Origin of the sequence: Streptomyces sp. NPDC050287, from assembly GCF_044459385.1 — a bacterium.
GTDB lineage: Bacteria > Actinomycetota > Actinomycetes > Streptomycetales > Streptomycetaceae > Streptomyces.
Genome location: NZ_JBITIY010000003.1, coordinates 358,345 through 374,521 on the forward strand (window position 1 = coordinate 358,345; position 16,177 = coordinate 374,521).

Here is a 16,177-nt window from a genome sequence, read left to right on the forward strand (position 1 = left end):
AGGGCCATGAAAAGTTTCGACCAGCGCCGAAATAGTAAGCGCTTCCTACCCTAGGTTCATTGCGTGAAGTCGGGAAGAGGCCGGACTTCCCAGGTCCTGGTGGTCTTGAACTTTCGAAACTTCGAACGCCAGGGGCGGCTACGGCGACGGGTACGGCGGCGGCTCACCGCAGGTGAGCCGGAACCCGGTGAAGTCGGCCGTGAACGCCCCGTCGACGAGGTCCACGGCGTGGATGCCGGCCATCGACCCGGTGAAGCGCAGCTTGGATCCGTAGTCGTCGGACAGCTTGGTGAAGTCCAAGGGGGGCCCGACCGGTGTACGCGTCGTCTCGCTCCGGACGACGTCGACGTACCAGAAGCGCGCCTTTGCCCCCTCGACCGTCACCCCGAGCGTCAGCGGCCCCGTCGCGTCGACGTCGACGACGGCCACCCGCCGGGTGCCGGACTCCTCGCGCTCCACCAGGCCGAGCACCGTACGGCCGCCGCCCCGCCACTGCTGCCCGCGCTGCTCCTCACCCTCCGGCTCCGCCCAGGTCAGGTCGAGGGCGAGATACGCCTCCGTGTTGTACCAGAGCACCAACCCGGCGGCCTGCGTGAAGGTGCTGGGGTGGGCCTCGACCGTGACCTCCGCCTCCGCCCGGTGCTCGGTGATCCGCTGGGCCAGCAGACTGTGCGCCCAGCGTGACTCGGGACCGTGCCGGCCGCGCAGCCGGATCCGTCCTGGGCGGGTCGTGGCGTCCGCCCAGGACGGATCCGGGTACCCGCGCAGGGTGCTCCATGGCCAGCCCAACGGGTCGTTGTCATCCGTGCGTCGGGTCTCCGCCCGCAACGGATCCGCCGGCACGTCGGCCTCGGCCTCGGCCTGGATTTCGGCCTGGGCCTCGACCTCGACCTCGGCCTGGGCCTCGACCTCGGCCTGGGCCTCGACCTGGACCTCGGCCGCAGGATGCGCACCCCCGTGTCGCATCCTGGGCCAGCCCTCCGCGTCCCACGTCACCGCCTGGATCGCCGTCTCGCGGCCGAGCGGGCAGCGCGGACCGCCGGGCGTGTGGAGAGGGCGGGCCGTGAGATGGCTCAACACCCATTCCCCGCCCGGGGTTTCGACCAACTCACCGTGCCCCGCTTTCTGCAGCGGCAGCGTCGGATCGTCCCGGGACGTGAGCAAGGTGCGGTCGTCGAGTTCGTACGGGCCCGTGAGCTCACGAGCGCGTGCCACCCGTACCCCGTGCTCGAATCCCGTGCCGCCCTCCGCCAGGACCAGGTGGTACCAGCCCTCCCGGCGGATCAGCTTCGGTCCCTCGACGAGCCGGTCGTGCTGGAGCAGCAGACGCGTGTCACCGACGCGGGCCAGCGACGTGCGATCCAGCTCCGTCAGGACGATGCCGGCGAAGCGGCGGCCGTCCGGGCGGTGGTCGTTCTGGAGGTTCAGCAGCCACAGCCTGCCGTCCTCGTGGAAGAGCGCGGGGTCGAAGCCGTGGCTCGCCACCCGGCGCGGTGCCGTCCACCTGCCGCCCGGCTCCGTGGCCGTGGCGACATAGGTGTCCGTGTCGAAGTACGGCGTGCCGACCGAGCGGACGATCGAGTAGACCACCCAGAAGCGCTCCCCGTCCCAGCTCAGCGAGGGGGCCCAGATGCCGCCCGAGTCGGGGACGCCGGCGAGCGAGTCGCCGGGGGCCGCGCCCCGCACGTGGCCCGCGTACTCCCAGTGCGCGAGGTCCCGGGAGCGGTGGATCGGGATCGTCGGGAACCACTCGAAGGAACTGGTCGCCACGTAGTACCAGTCGCCGGCCCGGACCAGTGAGGGGTCCGGGGCGAAGCCGCGGATGACGGGATTGTGCAGCACCGTCACGTCAGGGCTCCCCACAACGCGCTCACGCCAAGCCTCCTGGTGTCAGGCTCACTTGAGGGCCCCCAGGGTCACGCCCGAGCGCCAGTAGCGACGCATCGCCACCATCATGATCGCCATCGGCACGATGGACAACAGCGCCCCCGTCAGGACGAGGCTCGTCAGGTCGACGCCGGACTCCAGGCGCTTGCCGGACCAGTTGTACAGGCCCAGGTTCAGCGTCCAGTTCTCCTCGCCGCGCAGCACGGTCAGCGGGAGGAAGAAGGCGTTCCAGGTGTTGACGAAGGCCAGCAGGAAGACCGTGGCGCCGCCGGTCGTCATCATCCGCAGGACGATGCTGAAGAAGATCCTCAGCTCCCCGGCGCCGTCGATACGGGCCGCCTCGAGGAGTTCGAAGGGAATCGTCGACTCGGTGTACACCTTGGCGAGGTACACGCTGAAGGGGTTGATCAGGCAGGGGATCAGCATCGCCCAGGGCGTGTCCACCAGGCCGATCTCCGAGAACAGCAGATAGAGGGGGAGGGTGAGCAGGGCGATCGGGATGAGGAACGAGCCGACCACGCACGCGAAGACGAGGTTGCGGCCGGGGAAGTCGAAGCGGGCCAGACCGTAGCCGGTGGCCAGGGCGAGCAGGGTGCCGCCGAGGGAGCCGACCCCCGCGTACAGGAACGAGTTGGCTGTCCAGCGCAGGAAGATGCCGCCGTCGTACGTGAACAGCTGATGCAGGTTGTCCCACAGGTGCCAGCCGGAGAACCACAGGCCGTTCGACTGGTACAGCCCCGTGCGGTCCTTGGTGGCGGCGACGATCAGCCACCACACCGGGAACAGGCTGTAGACGCTGGCCATGACCAGCCCGACCAGGAGGAAGCGCTGGCCGCCGCGACCGCGTGAGGCGGGGTCCGGGTGGGTCAGGCGCCGGACCGGACGCGTCGGCGACTCGGTGCCGTTGTCGGTCATCAGCATCAGTCCGCCTCCTTCGAGGTGAGCCGGTAGAAGAGGAAGGAGGCGATGCCGAGGATCAGGGCGAGCAGCACCGACAGGGCGGCGGCGTAGTGGTAGTTGCCGGCGTTGAACGCCTGGTTGTAGATGATCATGATCGGCGTGAAGCTGTCGCTGACCGTCTGCGGGGTGACGTTGCGGAACAGCGCGGGCTCGTTGAAGAGCTGCAACATCTGGATGATCGACAGCATGCCGGTCAGCACCAACGCCCCACGGACGTACGGGATCTTGACGCTCAGGGCGATGCGCCGCTCGGAGGCGCCGTCAAGGCGTGCGGCCTCGAAGAGCTCGCGCGGCACGCCCTGGAGCGCCGAGTAGATGATCACCATGTTGTAGCCGATGCCGTGCCAGGTCAGCAGGTTGCCAATGGCCGGCCACACCATCGAGGGCGCGAAGAAGTTCCAGGCGAACCCGAACGCGTCGCCCAGCGGGGTGAGCGGGCCCACATCGGGGCTGTAGAGGTTGATCCACACGAGGGCGGCGACGACGCCGGGGATCATGTACGGCACCAGCAGCAGGATCCGGAACCGGCTCGCCACCTTCGAGGTCAGCGCGTCGAGGAGCAACGCCAGCACCAGGCTGATCAGCAGCATCACCGGGATCTGGACGCAGGCGAAGACCACCACCCGCAGGACAGAGCCCATGAACGCCGTATCGCTCAGGCCCTGTCGGTAGTTGTCGAGGCCGGAGAAGCGTTCCGTGGAGCCGCCGAGACCGAGCCCGGACTGCTGCACGCGGAACAGCGACTGGTAGACGGCGTAGCCGATGGGGAGCAGGTACAGGAAGACGAAGCCGAGCTGGAAGGGCACCGTGAAGGCGGCGCCCTTCCAGCGCAGGGAGCGAATCATCGTGGAACGCCTCAGCCCTTGACGCTGATACCGCGGGACTTCAGGTCGTCGACCGTCCACTGCTGCATGTGCGCCAGCAGGTCGGTGACCTTCTCCTCCTTGTTGACCACCTTCGCCCAGCCGTTCTGCATCTCGGTGAACATCGCGGTCCAGTCCGGGCCGTAGATCCAGTCGGTGGTCACCGTGTTCAGGCTGTCGGTGACGGTCTTCTGGGCGGGCTCGTAGTTCGGGCCGAGCAGCTTCTCGGAGATCGCGTCACCGACGTACGTGTCGCTGTCCTTGAGCGCCGGCATCACGCCGTTGCCGGTCTCCGGGCTTGCCATCGTCTTGACCGCGCCGGGGTTCGTGGACATCCACAACGCGGCCTCGGCGGCCTGCTCCTGGTGCGCGCAGCCCTTGGTCACCAGGGTCACGCTGCCGGTGAGGTTGGTGCCCGCCGGGGTCTTGGCGGCCTCGCCGGTGAACGTCGGCCACGGCGAAAGGGCCCACTTCCCGAAGGACTTGGTGAAGTTCTGCACCATGCCCGCCATCTGCCAGGTGGAGATCTGCCGGGTCGCGGTGCCGCCGTTGTCGTAGTTGCGCTGCACGGCCGCGTAGTCGGCGAAGGACAGCTTGGAGTTGAGGTCGTTGTCGATGATCTCCTGGATCACCTTCGCGGCCTTCAGCGTGCCCTCGTCCTGGAAGTCCACCTTCCAGGAGTTGCCGTCGATGGCGTACCAGTGCGCCCCGGCCTGCATGGCCAGCACCTCCAGGGTGCTCGGGTCCTCGCCGGCGTAGTTGGTGATCTTGACGCCGTGCTTCTTCAGCTCCTTGCCCGCGGCGATGAACTCGTCCCAGGTCGTCGGGGCCTTGAGGCCGTACTTCTGGAAGATGTCGGTGCGGTAGATCGTGAAGTTCGGCGCGGAGCTGGTCGGGACGCCGTACATCTTCCCCTGCACCTCGGCGCTCGCCCACGAACCGGCGTTGAACTTGTCCTTGTCCGACCCGACGTACTGGGTGATGTCGGCGAGCGCGCCCTGCGAGACCCAGCTCGTGACGTACTCGGCCGTGTTCTGCACCAGGCAGGGCGCGTTGCCGGCCTTCACCGCGTTCGTCAGCTGCTTCTGCATGGTCAGCTGGTCGGTGACCTTGGTGTACTTCAGCTGGACGTCCTTGTGGGCGGCGTTGAACGCCTTGACGACGGCCTCCTGGCCGTTGGCCCAGCCCCAGAAGGGGAGGGTGACGGGACCGGACGACTTTGCGTCGCCTCCTGAGTCCGACCCGCCGCAGGCGGAGAGCAGACCTGTCAGCGTGAGGCCGACGACGGCTGCCTGGGTGAACCTTCTCCGGGAGCTGGTGAAGTTCATCTGACCGTGATCCTTCGGGATTGGGCGTTCTCAGAACAAGAGGACGGCGACTCGGGGCGCTGGCCAGAAACGGCGGCGGGACGACCGTCAGCTCGCGGTTGTGGGGAACCGGCCAAGCGGAAGCTGTAGTAAGCGGTTGCCGTGAAGGTAGGCCGACAGGTCCGCCGGGAGCAAGGGGTGTGCCGGAATTTATTGCCTAAAGCGGCGAAACTCGCTGGTAGTCGAGAGAAAACGTTTACGAAACTTGATCACGGCCGCGCGGGCGGCCGCACCGAGTTCCGTACGACGACATGGGTGCCCAGCACCAGGTGGTCGCCGTCGATGCCCTTGCGGCGGCCCCCGCCGCCCTCGCGCAGGTCGGCGACCGCCCGGAGGGCGACCCGGCCCATCTCCTCGTACGGCACGTGCACCGTGGTGAGTTGGGGGGTGAGTTGGGAGGCCAGCGGGATGTCGTCGTAGCCGACGATCGAGACGTCCTCGGGCACCCTGAGGCCGGCCGCGCGCAGCGCCTGCATCGCGCCCGCGGCGACCACGTCCGTCCCGGCGAGCACCGCGGTGAAGGGCGGCCCGTCGCGCAGGGCCTCCTCGACGGCCCGGTAGCCGTGCTGGTCGTCGTACGGGCCGTGGCGCACCATGCCCGGGTCGAACGGCACCCCGTACGCCTCGAAGGCGCGTCGCGCACCCCTCAACCGGCCCTGGGCGGTGCTGAGTCCGGCGTGGCCGGGCAGGACGAGGACCTGGCGGTGACCGGCCGACAGCAGATGGCTCGCCATCGCGTAGGCGCCGCCCTCGTTGTCGTAGTCGACCGTCGTCGCCGGTACGTCACCCTCCAGGGACGGCCTGCCGACCAGGACCAGCCGGGAGCCGGCCGCGTCCAGGGAACGGGCGAAGCGGGCCATGCGCAGCTGGTACTCGTCCTGGTCGTAGGCGCCGCCGAGCAGGACCACCGCGGCGACCCCCTGCTGGCGCATCAGGTTGATCAGGGCGAGTTCGCGCTCCGGATCGTTCCCGGTGGTGCCGACCAGCGAGAGCCAGCCGCGCAGCGTGGCGGCGCCCTCGACACCCTTGGCGACGTGGGCGAACGCGGCGCCGGTGATGTTGTCCATGAGGATCGCGACCGTCGGCGTACCGCCCCCGGCGAGGGAGCGGGCGTGCGCGTTGGTGACGTAGTCCAGGTCCCGGACCACTTTCATCACCCGTCGGCGCAGTTCCTCCGAGACGGGGTAGTTGCCCGACAGGACGCGCGACACGCTCGCGACCGAGACGCCCGCCTGCTCCGCCACGTCGCGGATGGTGGCCCGTCCGGCGTCCCCCGCCACCTTGCGCTGACTCACCGTTGCGGCTCCTTCACCGTTGCGCCTGTTCCGCCGGGCGGTCCGGGCTCCGGGGCGCCCCGCACAGCGTGCCCGGGGCGGTGGGACGACCCCCGTTCCGGCGTCCGTGCGGAAACCGTATCCCATTGTTTCCGGCATGCGCCGCGGCCGGTCGGCCCGGGACTCACGCGACCCGGGCCAGGTCCGAGTGACGTACCTCGTGCTCCGGCGGCGTCCCCGCGACCAGGCGTTCCAGTTCCTCGACGACGATCCGGCCGAGGCGTTCCAGTTCGTTGCCGAGGGAGCCGGCGATGTGCGGGGTGAGGAAGACGTTGGGCAGCCGGTAGAGGGGGGAGCCGGCGGGCAGCGGCTCGGGCTCGGTGACGTCGAGGATCGCGTGCAGCCGGCCGGAGACCAGCTCGTCGGTGAGCGCCTCGGGGTCGACGAGGGCGCCCCGGGAGGTGTTGATCAGGACCCCGCCGTCCCGGACCAGGGCGAGCCGGCCGGCGTCGAGCATGCGGTAGGTCTCGGGGATGTCCGGGGCGTGCAGGCTCACGATGTCGCTGTGCCGGAGCAGGTCGTCCAGCGGCAGGAGCTCGGCGCCCAGGGCGGCGGCCTCGGCGGGACTGACGTACGGGTCGTGCAGCAGCACCGTGAAGTCGAACGGCCGGAGCAGCTGCAGGAGTCGGCGGCCCACCCGGGAGGCGCCGATGACGCCGACGCGCCGGCCGACGTTGCCCGTGGCCGCCGTCTCGGCGGGGGGCGGATAGGCGTGGGTGGCGCGAAAGCGCTCGCGGTGGGTGAAGGTGTCCTTGCCGGCGAGCAGGATCATCGCGAGGGTGTACTCCGCGACCGGCAGGGCGTTGCCGGTGACCGCACTGGAGACGGTGATCCCGCGTTCCCACAGCGCCTCCCCGACCAGGGAGCGGACCGAGCCGGCGGCGTGCAGGACGGTCCGCAGCCGGGGTGCCGTGGCGAGGACCGCGGCGTCGAGGCGCGGACAGCCCCAGCCGGTGATCAGCACCTCGGCCCGGGCCAGGGCGTCTGCCGCGGCCGGATCGGTGAAGTCCTGTACGACCAGGGCGGGATCGAGCTCGGCCGCCCTGGTCAGCCGGGTCATGAGCGGCGGAGGGAAGAGCAGGGGCAGGTGCACCGGATCCATCGCGAACACGGCTCTGGGTGGCTGCGGGCTGGGCATGTCTCTCCTGACACTCTCGACACAGTGGCTGGAAACATTTTCTGAAAGCGCCTTCTATCGGTGTCTCACCGTAGATCTGGCGGAGACGGTCGGTCAATCGACGGGACGGTGGAGGCCGGCGGGGGTGAGAGGAGGCCGCGCAGGGATGCGGGGCGGCCTCGGCCGGCCCCTGGGCGGCCTGACATGGTGAAATCGCTTACTGGCCGTTTCTGATGGCTCCCGAGTGGGACAACCGGTTCCCGAGAAACGGCCCGTGAAAACGCGGTCCCCTGGTCCGGCCGCGCATGCTGATCAGACCGTTCCGGCGCGGGCCGACCGTGCTCCTTCGGCCCGTGACGCCGAGGTTACCGGGTCTTTTCGAAAGTTCGTCAAGGGTATTGACGCCGTTTCCGGACAGGAAGAAGCTCCTCCCCAACGCGCAGCAACCGGTTGCCGACAGAGCAGGAGGTGGTGCGTTCATGCGCCCCGAAGACGGTGCTCCCCTGAGCCGCCGCCGGTTTCTCTCCCTCTCGGCGGCCGGTGCCGCCACCGGCGCGGCGGCGCTCAGCGGCTGTGCCCTCCAGGTGTCCACCGGGGTCAGCGGCCGGGGCGAGACGGTCACGGTGATGGCCAAGCCCGACGACATCTCCCCGGATCTGATCCGGCAGGCCCAGAAGGACATCGGCGTCAAGATCGTCACGGTGCGGTACGACCTCACCAAGCTGATCGGGATGATGACCAACGGGACCCCGCCCGACCTGGTGCGCGGTGTCGGTGCCGTGGACGCGCCGTACTTCGCGGCGCGGGACGTGATGGAGAACCTGGACCCGTACTTCGCCAGGAGTTCGGTGCTGAAGCTCGACGACCTGGACCCGGTCAACGACCTGTGGCGCTACGACGGCCGCACCCAGGGCAAGGGCCCGCGCTACGGCATGGCGAAGGACTTCTCCCAGGACTCCATGTTCTGGTACAACACCGCCCTCTTCGACCAGGCGGGCGTCGACTACCCGCCGGAGCTGGAGCCGGTCACGTTCGAGGAGTGGCTCGAAACCGCCAAGCGGCTCACGCGCCGCAAGAACGGTCAGACCACGGTGTTCGGCGGCAGTTACAACGGAGTGCTCACCCCCAATCTCCTGGCGAGTCTGACGGCGGCCGCCGGCGGAAGCCTCTTCAACGACGACTTCTCCCGCATCGACTTCACCACCCCCGAGGCCCGCAAGGCACTGGACTGGTACATCGAGTACGGCCGCACCAAGGTCGGGCCCAGCATCGTCCAGCCCGACCCCAACGCCTGGGACGGGCCCACCTACCAGGCAAACCGCATGGCCATGTCGGGCAGCGGCTACTGGCTCGGCGGTCTGATCAACGCCGACAAGAAGCTGGCGCCGGTCTCCCGCCTCGCCCCGGCCCCCGTCTTCCAGGGCGGCCCGCGGGTCAGCCCCTGCCAGGCCGGCACCGGCTTCTGGATGCCGAGGAAGGCACACCACAAGGACGCCGCCTGGCGGGTCTTCGAGTGGTTCTTCGGCGAGGGGCCCGCCAAGGGCCGCGCGTCCGGCGGCTGGGGCATCCCCACCCTGAAGTCGCTGCGGCCGCTGATGCCGGCGCAGGCGGACTACCAGAAACGGGAGCTGGAGGTGCAGAACGCCGAGCTGAAGCACTTCTCGGTGATCGCCTTCACCCCGTACGCCACCGCGGACTCGCTCTACGCCCTCTTCAACGAGATCGCCCCGGCCGCGATGAACGGCCGGATGTCCGTCGACACCCTGGCCGGACGCCTGAACTCGGCCATCAACGAGCAGCTCAAGCGCGGTAAGGAGCAGGTGGGATGACGGTCGATCAGATCTCCTCCGTCGCGAAACGGCCGCCCGGCGCGGCCGGGAGGGCCGGGCGGGCGCGGGCCTCGGACCGGCCGCGGACCTCCATGACCGCGCGCAGGCACCGGGCGTTCTACCTGTTCACCTCGCCCTGGATCACCGGCTTCCTGCTGCTGACCGTCGTCCCGATGGCGTACGCGCTGTGGCTGAGCTTCACCACCTACGACGGCATCTCGCCCAACTGGCGCTACGTCGGTCTCGGCAACTACAGCGAGTTGCTCACCGACTCCCGGACCTGGGACTCCCTGGGCCGCACCGGCCTGTTCGCGGTGACCTCGGTGCCGCTGTCCATCATCGCCGGGCTCGGGCTCGCCGTGCTGGTCAACCGCCCGATCAGGGCACGCGGACTGTTCCGCACCCTGCTCTATCTGCCGGCCGTGGTGCCCCCGGTGGGTGTGGGCCTCGCCTTCAAGGCGCTCTTCGACCAGAACTCCGGTGCCGCCAACGGTGTCCTGACCCTGTTCGGCGTCGACGCGCTGGGCTGGCTCGCCGACCCCTACGCCCGGTATGTGCTCCTGATGAGCGTGCTGTGGGCCGCCGGAAACATCATGATCATTTCGCTGGCCGGGCTCCAGGACGTGCCCCGCGAACTCCACGAGGCCGCCCGCATCGACGGGGCGAGCGCCTGGCGGACCTTCCGCAGCATCACCGTGCCGCTGCTGTCGCCGGTGCTGCTCTTCCAGACGGTGACCGGAGTGATCGCCTCGGTGCAGACCATCATGCCGCTGCTGCTGACACCCGACGGCACGACGGCGGGCGTCACCGCGCTGCCGCAGTCCAACTACCTCTACATGATGCATGTGTTCGGGCAGTACTTCGCGCTCGGCCGCTACGGCTACGCCTCCGCACTCCTGTGGGTGCTCTTCGTGCTGATCCTCATCGTGACCGGACTCATCTTCAGGTTCACGTCCGGCGTGGTGTTCTACAACGTCGACCCGGAGGCGAAGAAGTGACCGCCACCAGCCTGCCCGCAGCGTCTTCTGGGTCCGCGGGGTCCACCACCAGCGGGACCGCCCACTCCGTGCCCCGGGTGCGGATACGGGTGAACCGCCTCGTCCTCTACACCGTTCTGGTCGCGCTCACCGGCCTGTTCGTCGGTCCCTTCGGCTGGCTGGTCCTCACCGGCCTGAAGACCCCGGCCGAACTGGCCGCCTCGCCCGTGCACTGGCTGCCCGACCACTTCCAGTGGCACAACTTCGCCGACGCCTTCAACCTCATCGACTTCCTCGGCTACGCCCGCAACTCGCTGATCATCGCGACCGTTTACGCCACCCTCGTCACCCTCAGCTCCGCCTGGGTCGGCTTCGGCTTCGCCCGCCTGGAGGCGCCCGGCAAGAAGACACTGTTCGGCGTCCTGCTCGGGTCGATGATGCTGCCCCAGCTGATCACCCTGCTGCCGACGTACCTGATCTTCGCCAAGCTCGGGATGGTCGACACCTACTGGCCGTGGGTGCTGTGGGGCCTGTCCGCCGCCCCGTATCTCGTCTTCCTCTTCCGCCAGTTCTTCGCCGGGCTGCCGCGCGAGCTGGAGGAGGCCGCGATCGTCGACGGCTGCGGCTACGCCACCATCTTCTGGCGGATCTTCCTGCCGCAGTCCTGGCCGGTGCTGTCCGCGAGCTTCGTGATCGCCTTCACCTGGAGCTGGGGTGATTACATCGCGCCCCAACTCCTCCTGTCCACAGACAAGTCGACGCTCGCCGTCGCTGTGATGTCGACGTACGTCACCACCGCCGGCACGCCCGTCGCCAACCTCCAGGCCGCGGCCTCCGTGATGTACGTCGTGCCGATCCTGCTGATCTTCCTCATCGCCCAGCGCGGTTTCGTCGCCGGGATGTCGACGACGGGCCTCAAGTAATCCCCCGCACCGACCTGTTGCAAGGAGTAACGCATGAACACGCCCCTGTCCCGCCGTACGGCCCTTCAGGCGGCCGGCGCCACCGTGCTCGCCGCCGGACTGTCGGGCTCGCTGTCGGCCACGGCGGCCCACGCGGACGACGCCACCTCCGCGCCGAAGCTGGTCACCTACCCCCGGCCGGCCGACATGCCGACGAACACCAGCTTCAAGGTGAGAGTCCGGACCGTCCCCGACGGCGACTGGCAGACCCTGGACATCTGGCGGCCCCAGCTGGAGGAGATCAACCCCACCACCGGGTCCGGCAAGGTCCTCAACACCTCGATGGTGTACTTCGACTTCCAGGGCTCCGCCGAGATCGAGGTCACCTACCTCAAGGGCGGCACCACCAAGGCCCGGGTACGCCCGGACGCGCTGGGCATCAAGCCCGAACTCCTCGGCGACACCCTGCGGTTCAACCTCGACGAGCCGCGTGACGTCGTCGTGCAGATCAACGACGAGATCTTCGACTGTCTGCACGTCATCACCAACCACATCGACCCGAACCCGCCGGCCGCCGACGACCCCGACGTCATCTACTTCGGCCCCGGCACCCACACCGTCACCGGGAACGTCCTCACGGTCCCCAGTGGCAAGACCGTGTACCTGGCGGGCGGCGCCGTTCTGAAGGCGCAGGTGTTCTTCAAGAACGTGGAGAAGGCCGCCCTCACCGGCCGCGGCATGCTCAACGCCGGTCCGGGCGGAATCCTCTGCGAGGGCAGCAAGAACATCCGGGTCGAGGACGTCATCATCATGAACCCGAACGGCTACGCGGGCACGTTCGGCATGAGCGAGAACGTCCACGTCAAGAAGGCGCGGTCGTTCAGCTCCAAGGGCAACGGCGACGGCTTCGACGTCTTCTCCTCGACCGGGATCGTCTTCGACGGCTGCTTCATGCGCAACTCCGACGACTGCTTCGCCATCTACTGCCACCGCTGGGACTACTACGGCGACACCCGCGACATCACCATCCAGAACTGCACCCTGTGGGCCGACGTAGCCCACCCGATCAACGTCGGCACGCACGGCAACACCGACGCCCCCGAGACGCTCGAGAACCTCGTCATCAAGAACATCGACGTCCTCGACCACCGCGAGCCCCAGATGAACTACCAGGGCTGCATCGCCCTCAACCCCGGCGACTCCAACCTGATCAAGAACGTCAGCATCGAGGACGTACGGATCGAGGACTTCCGCTGGGGCCAGGTCATCTACATGAAGGTGATGTTCAACCCGAAGTACAACACCTCGGTCGGCCGCGGCATCGAGGACGTCTACGTCAAGAACCTCAGCTACACGGGCACGCACGCCAACCCCTCGCTGTTCCTCGGCTACGACGCCGAGCACGCCATCAAGAACGTCACCTTCGAGAACCTGGTCATCAACGGGCTGGTCGTCGCCGACTCGATGAGGAAGCCGACCTGGTACTACACCACCGACGCGATCCAGTGGTTCTACAACGAGCACGTGACGAACCTGAAGTTCCTCACGACCGCCGAGGCCGAGGCGGCAGCCGCGTCATGACGATCCCTGCCCCGACCCGCCGGGGTTTCCTCGGCGGCACGGCGGCCCTGCTGCTGGCGGCGGGCGCGAGCGGACTGCTCGCGCCCACCGCCGCCCGGGCCGCCGCACAGAACACCGGCCTGCGCGCGTTCACCCACCCCGGCCTGCTGCACAGCGCCGCCGACCTGGCCCGTATGCGGGCCGCCGTCGCCGCCAAGGCATCCCCCGTCTACGACGGCTACCTGGCCCTCGCCGCCCATGCGCGCTCCAAGTCGACGTACACCGTCCAGAACACCGGCCAGATCACCTCCTGGGGACGCGGCCCCACCAACTTCCAGAACCAGGCCGTCGCCGACTCGGCCGCCGCCTACCAGAACGCCCTGATGTGGTGCGTGACGGGTGAGCGGGCGTACGCGGACAAGGCGAGGGACATCCTCAACGTCTGGTCGTCCTCCCTGACGGTGATCACGGGCGCGGACGGCCCGCTCGGCGCCGGGCTGCAGGCCTTCAAGTTCGTCAACGCGGCCGAACTGCTCCGGCACACCGGCTACGACGGCTGGACGGCCACCGACATCGCCCGCTGCGAACGGTCCTTCCTGGACGTCTGGTATCCCGCCGTGTCCGGCTACATGCTCTACGCCAACGGCAACTGGGATCTGACGGCCCTTCAGACGATCCTGGCCATCGGCGTGTTCTGCGAGGAGCGCACCCTCTTCGAGGACGCCCTGCGCTTCGCCGCCGCCGGAGCCGGCAACGGCAGCATCGCCCACCGCGTCGTCACCGACGCCGGCCAGGGCCAGGAGTCCGGCCGCGACCAGGGCCACGAACAGCTCGCGGTCGGCCTGACCGGCGACATCGCCCAGGTCGCCTGGAACCAGGGCGTCGACCTGTGGGGCTTCGACGAGAACCGCGTCCTCGCGAACTTCGAGTACGCCGCCCGCTACAACCTCGGCGGCGACGTCCCGTTCGTCCCCGACCTCGACCGCACCGGCAAGTACATCAAGCAGACCGTCTCCGCGACCGGCCGTGGCGCCATGCCCCCGATCTACGAGATGGCGTACGCCCACTACGCCGGGGTCCGAGGCCTCGACACCCCGTCCACCAAGGCGGCCGTCTTCCGCGGCACCGGCGGCGCCCGGGTCGTCGAGGGCAGCAACGACGACCTCCCCAGCTGGGGTACCTTCACCTACGCCGGCACCGAGGCCCCGGCGCCGACCGTGCCGACGGCGCCGACGGGCGTCACGGCGATCGGGGACGGCACCTCCGTCACCGTGAGCTGGCTGCCGTCCGTGTGGGCGAGCACCTACACCGTCCGCAGGGCCGACAAGCCCGAGGGGCCGTACGAGGAGATCGTCACCGGAGTCGACGAGCCGGCGTACAAGGACGGCGGGGCGCGCGCGGGGCGGACGTACTACTACACGGTCTCCGCCGCCAACTCCCTGGGCGGCAGCGGAGATTCGGAAGTGGCCGCCGCCACCGCCGGTCTGCCCGAGCCCTGGTCCACCCAGGACCTCGGGGAGGTGAGGATCCCCGGCTCCGCCGTCTTCGACGGTGAGCGGTTCGTGCTGGAGGCGTCCGGCACCGCCGACACCTACCGCCTGGTCCAGCTGCCGCTGCCCGGCGACGGCACGGTCACCGCGCGGATCGTGTGGCCGCTCAGCTCGCAGTACTCCAAGATCGGCGTGGCTCTGAGGGCCTCCCTCGACGCGGAGGCGGCGTACGCCGCCATGCTCATCCAGGGGCTGCCGCTGCACACCTGGAGCGGGGTGTGGACGGTACGGCCATCGGCGGGGGCCGGTGTCTCCGCGACCGGCAGCACGCCCGTGCCGCCGTCCCAGCAGCAGGCGATCACCACGTCCGCCGCCTTCCCCATCGCCGGCCTCGGCACCCTGCCCGAGTCGGCCACCCCGCTTCAGGCGCCGTACGTCGAGGGCGCCGGCGACGGCTACCGGCTGCGCGCCCCCTACTGGGTGCGGGTGACCCGCAAGGGCCGCGGCTGCACCGGCGCCATCTCGCCGGACGGCATCCGCTGGACCGAAGTGGGCTCCACCGAGGTTGAGTTGGGGCACACCGCGTACGCCTGCCTGGCCCTCACCTCCTGCCTCGGCGTCGACGAGACCTACGCCGAGACCGGCACCGGCGCCTTCGACAACGTCAGCGTGACGTCGGCGTCCGGCGAGGTGTGGTCCGTGCCGAAACCCGCCCGCACCACCGGTGACCTGAGCGCGGCCGGCGGCGCCGACGCCGTCGAGCTGGCCTGGACCGACCCCGACCTCTCCGCCCGCTACAAGGTGCTGCGCGCCACCGACGCCGACGGCCCGTACGTGACCCTCGCGACCGGCGTCGGCCCCGTCGGGTCCGGCACCCGCATCCGGTACGCGGACGCCACCGGCACGCCCGGGACGACGTACCACTACGCCGTCGCGAAGGCCAACACCGCCGGACGCGGCCCGCTCTCGCGGCCCGCGTCGGCGACCATGCCGACCCCGTCCCTTCCCCAACTCACCTCTGCCACGGTGGCGTTCGCCAACCAGGGCGTCACCTTCGGGCACCTGCTGCGGGCCTCGCACGAGCCGATCCGGTTCGCCGCGCGAGGGCTGCCCGACGGACTCCGTGTCGACAAGCGCACCGGTCTGATCTCCGGAACCCCCACCCAAACCGGCGAGTTCACGGTGACGACGATCGCGGGCAACGCCGCCGGTGACGCCACCGGCACGCTCACCCTCACGGTCGGCACACCCCCGCCCGCCCCCTGGACCTACGGCGACCTCGGCGACGTGATCCTCGACGACCGCGCCCACGGCACGCTCGGCGTGGTCGCCATCCGTACCCCCGGCAGCACCGCCCACCAGGACGGGACCTTCGTGGTGCGGGGCGCCGGGACCGACCTCACCGTCAACAACCAAGGCATGACAGGGCAGTTCGTACGACAACCCGTCACCGGGGACCGCACGGTCACCGCCCGGCTGGTCTCCCGTACCGGGGCCACCGCCGACCGGGTGGGACTGCTGATGGCCAAGTCGCTGTCACCGTTCGACCAGGCCGCGGGCGTGATCGTCACCGGCGGGACGACCGCGCAGCTCATGCTGCGGCCCACCGTGGCCGGAGCCTCCGCCTTCTCGGGCACCACCACCGTCCCCCTGCCCCTGCTGCTGCGGCTGAAGCGCACCGGGACCGCCTTCGCCGCGGCCGTCTCCACCGACGACGGCGCCACCTGGACCTCCCTTGCCTCCGGGCAGATCCCCGGGTTCGGTGACGCCGCCTACCACGTGGGCCTCGTGGTCTGCTCCCGCAACCCCCTGGCCCTCGCCACCACCGAGTTCGACGAGGTGAGCATCACACCGGACTGATCCCACTGATCCCCCCACGGATTGGAGACGC

The 16,177-nt window shown here is 69.5% G+C and carries 11 protein-coding genes; 5 read left to right on the forward strand and 6 right to left on the reverse strand.

Annotated features, from left to right (window positions below):
* Window positions 1-138: 138 nt before the first annotated feature.
* From ACIBK3_RS12055 to ACIBK3_RS12080, 6 genes are all read right to left on the reverse strand, one after another.
* A complete protein-coding gene (locus ACIBK3_RS12055; protein WP_399364548.1) occupies window positions 139-1,848 on the reverse strand; it encodes a family 43 glycosylhydrolase in 1,710 nt (569 codons plus the stop codon).
* A 48-nt stretch (window positions 1,849-1,896) separates the two neighbouring features.
* Window positions 1,897-2,802, reverse strand: coding sequence for a carbohydrate ABC transporter permease (locus ACIBK3_RS12060; RefSeq protein ID WP_399365544.1), 906 nt, complete (start codon window positions 2,800-2,802; stop codon window positions 1,897-1,899).
* Between the two features lie 5 nt (window positions 2,803-2,807).
* Window positions 2,808-3,692: a carbohydrate ABC transporter permease gene (locus ACIBK3_RS12065; RefSeq protein WP_399364550.1), complete on the reverse strand. Its 885-nt coding sequence runs from the start codon at window positions 3,690-3,692 to the stop codon at window positions 2,808-2,810.
* A gap of 11 nt (window positions 3,693-3,703) precedes the next feature.
* Window positions 3,704-5,038, reverse strand: coding sequence for an ABC transporter substrate-binding protein (locus ACIBK3_RS12070; RefSeq protein ID WP_399364551.1), 1,335 nt, complete (start codon window positions 5,036-5,038; stop codon window positions 3,704-3,706).
* Window positions 5,039-5,286: 248 nt separating this feature from the next.
* Complete coding sequence (locus tag ACIBK3_RS12075) at window positions 5,287-6,372, reverse strand: LacI family DNA-binding transcriptional regulator (RefSeq protein ID WP_399364553.1); 1,086 nt, start codon at window positions 6,370-6,372, stop codon at window positions 5,287-5,289.
* A gap of 163 nt (window positions 6,373-6,535) precedes the next feature.
* Window positions 6,536-7,549, reverse strand: a complete 1,014-nt coding sequence (locus ACIBK3_RS12080; protein ID WP_399364555.1) for a hydroxyacid dehydrogenase — start codon at window positions 7,547-7,549, stop codon at window positions 6,536-6,538.
* Window positions 7,550-8,007: 458 nt separating this feature from the next.
* Here ACIBK3_RS12080 and ACIBK3_RS12085 point away from each other — a divergent pair, with 458 nt between their 5' ends.
* The 5 genes from ACIBK3_RS12085 (at window position 8,008) to ACIBK3_RS12105 (ending at window position 16,146) form a co-directional block, all read left to right on the forward strand.
* Window positions 8,008-9,357, forward strand: coding sequence for an extracellular solute-binding protein (locus ACIBK3_RS12085; RefSeq protein WP_399364557.1), 1,350 nt, complete (start codon window positions 8,008-8,010; stop codon window positions 9,355-9,357).
* Window positions 9,354-10,355, forward strand: a complete 1,002-nt coding sequence (locus ACIBK3_RS12090; protein WP_399364559.1) for a carbohydrate ABC transporter permease — start codon at window positions 9,354-9,356, stop codon at window positions 10,353-10,355. Before ACIBK3_RS12085 ends, ACIBK3_RS12090 begins: the two co-directional genes overlap by 4 nt.
* A gap of 68 nt (window positions 10,356-10,423) precedes the next feature.
* Entirely contained in the window at window positions 10,424-11,257 is an 834-nt protein-coding gene (locus ACIBK3_RS12095; protein WP_399365546.1) for a carbohydrate ABC transporter permease, read from the forward strand.
* A 33-nt stretch (window positions 11,258-11,290) separates the two neighbouring features.
* Complete coding sequence (locus tag ACIBK3_RS12100; protein ID WP_399364561.1) at window positions 11,291-12,817, forward strand: glycosyl hydrolase family 28 protein; 1,527 nt, start codon at window positions 11,291-11,293, stop codon at window positions 12,815-12,817.
* Window positions 12,814-16,146, forward strand: coding sequence for an alginate lyase family protein (locus ACIBK3_RS12105; RefSeq protein ID WP_399364562.1), 3,333 nt, complete (start codon window positions 12,814-12,816; stop codon window positions 16,144-16,146). Before ACIBK3_RS12100 ends, ACIBK3_RS12105 begins: the two co-directional genes overlap by 4 nt.
* The last annotated feature ends 31 nt before the right edge of the window (window positions 16,147-16,177 follow it).

Bases quoted from the DNA above. Each gene is read 5' to 3' on its own strand.
- ACIBK3_RS12090 (WP_399364559.1), top strand. From the start codon at position 9,354: ATGACGGTCGATCAGATCTCCTCCGTCGCGAAACGGCCGCCCGGCGCG.
- ACIBK3_RS12065 (WP_399364550.1), bottom strand. From the start codon at position 3,692: ATGATTCGCTCCCTGCGCTGGAAGGGCGCCGCCTTCACGGTGCCCTTC.
- ACIBK3_RS12085 (WP_399364557.1), top strand. From the start codon at position 8,008: ATGCGCCCCGAAGACGGTGCTCCCCTGAGCCGCCGCCGGTTTCTCTCC.
- ACIBK3_RS12105 (WP_399364562.1), top strand. From the start codon at position 12,814: ATGACGATCCCTGCCCCGACCCGCCGGGGTTTCCTCGGCGGCACGGCG.
- ACIBK3_RS12060 (WP_399365544.1), bottom strand. From the start codon at position 2,802: ATGACCGACAACGGCACCGAGTCGCCGACGCGTCCGGTCCGGCGCCTG.
- ACIBK3_RS12100 (WP_399364561.1), top strand. From the start codon at position 11,291: ATGAACACGCCCCTGTCCCGCCGTACGGCCCTTCAGGCGGCCGGCGCC.
- ACIBK3_RS12070 (WP_399364551.1), bottom strand. From the start codon at position 5,038: ATGAACTTCACCAGCTCCCGGAGAAGGTTCACCCAGGCAGCCGTCGTC.
- ACIBK3_RS12080 (WP_399364555.1), bottom strand. From the start codon at position 7,549: ATGCCCAGCCCGCAGCCACCCAGAGCCGTGTTCGCGATGGATCCGGTG.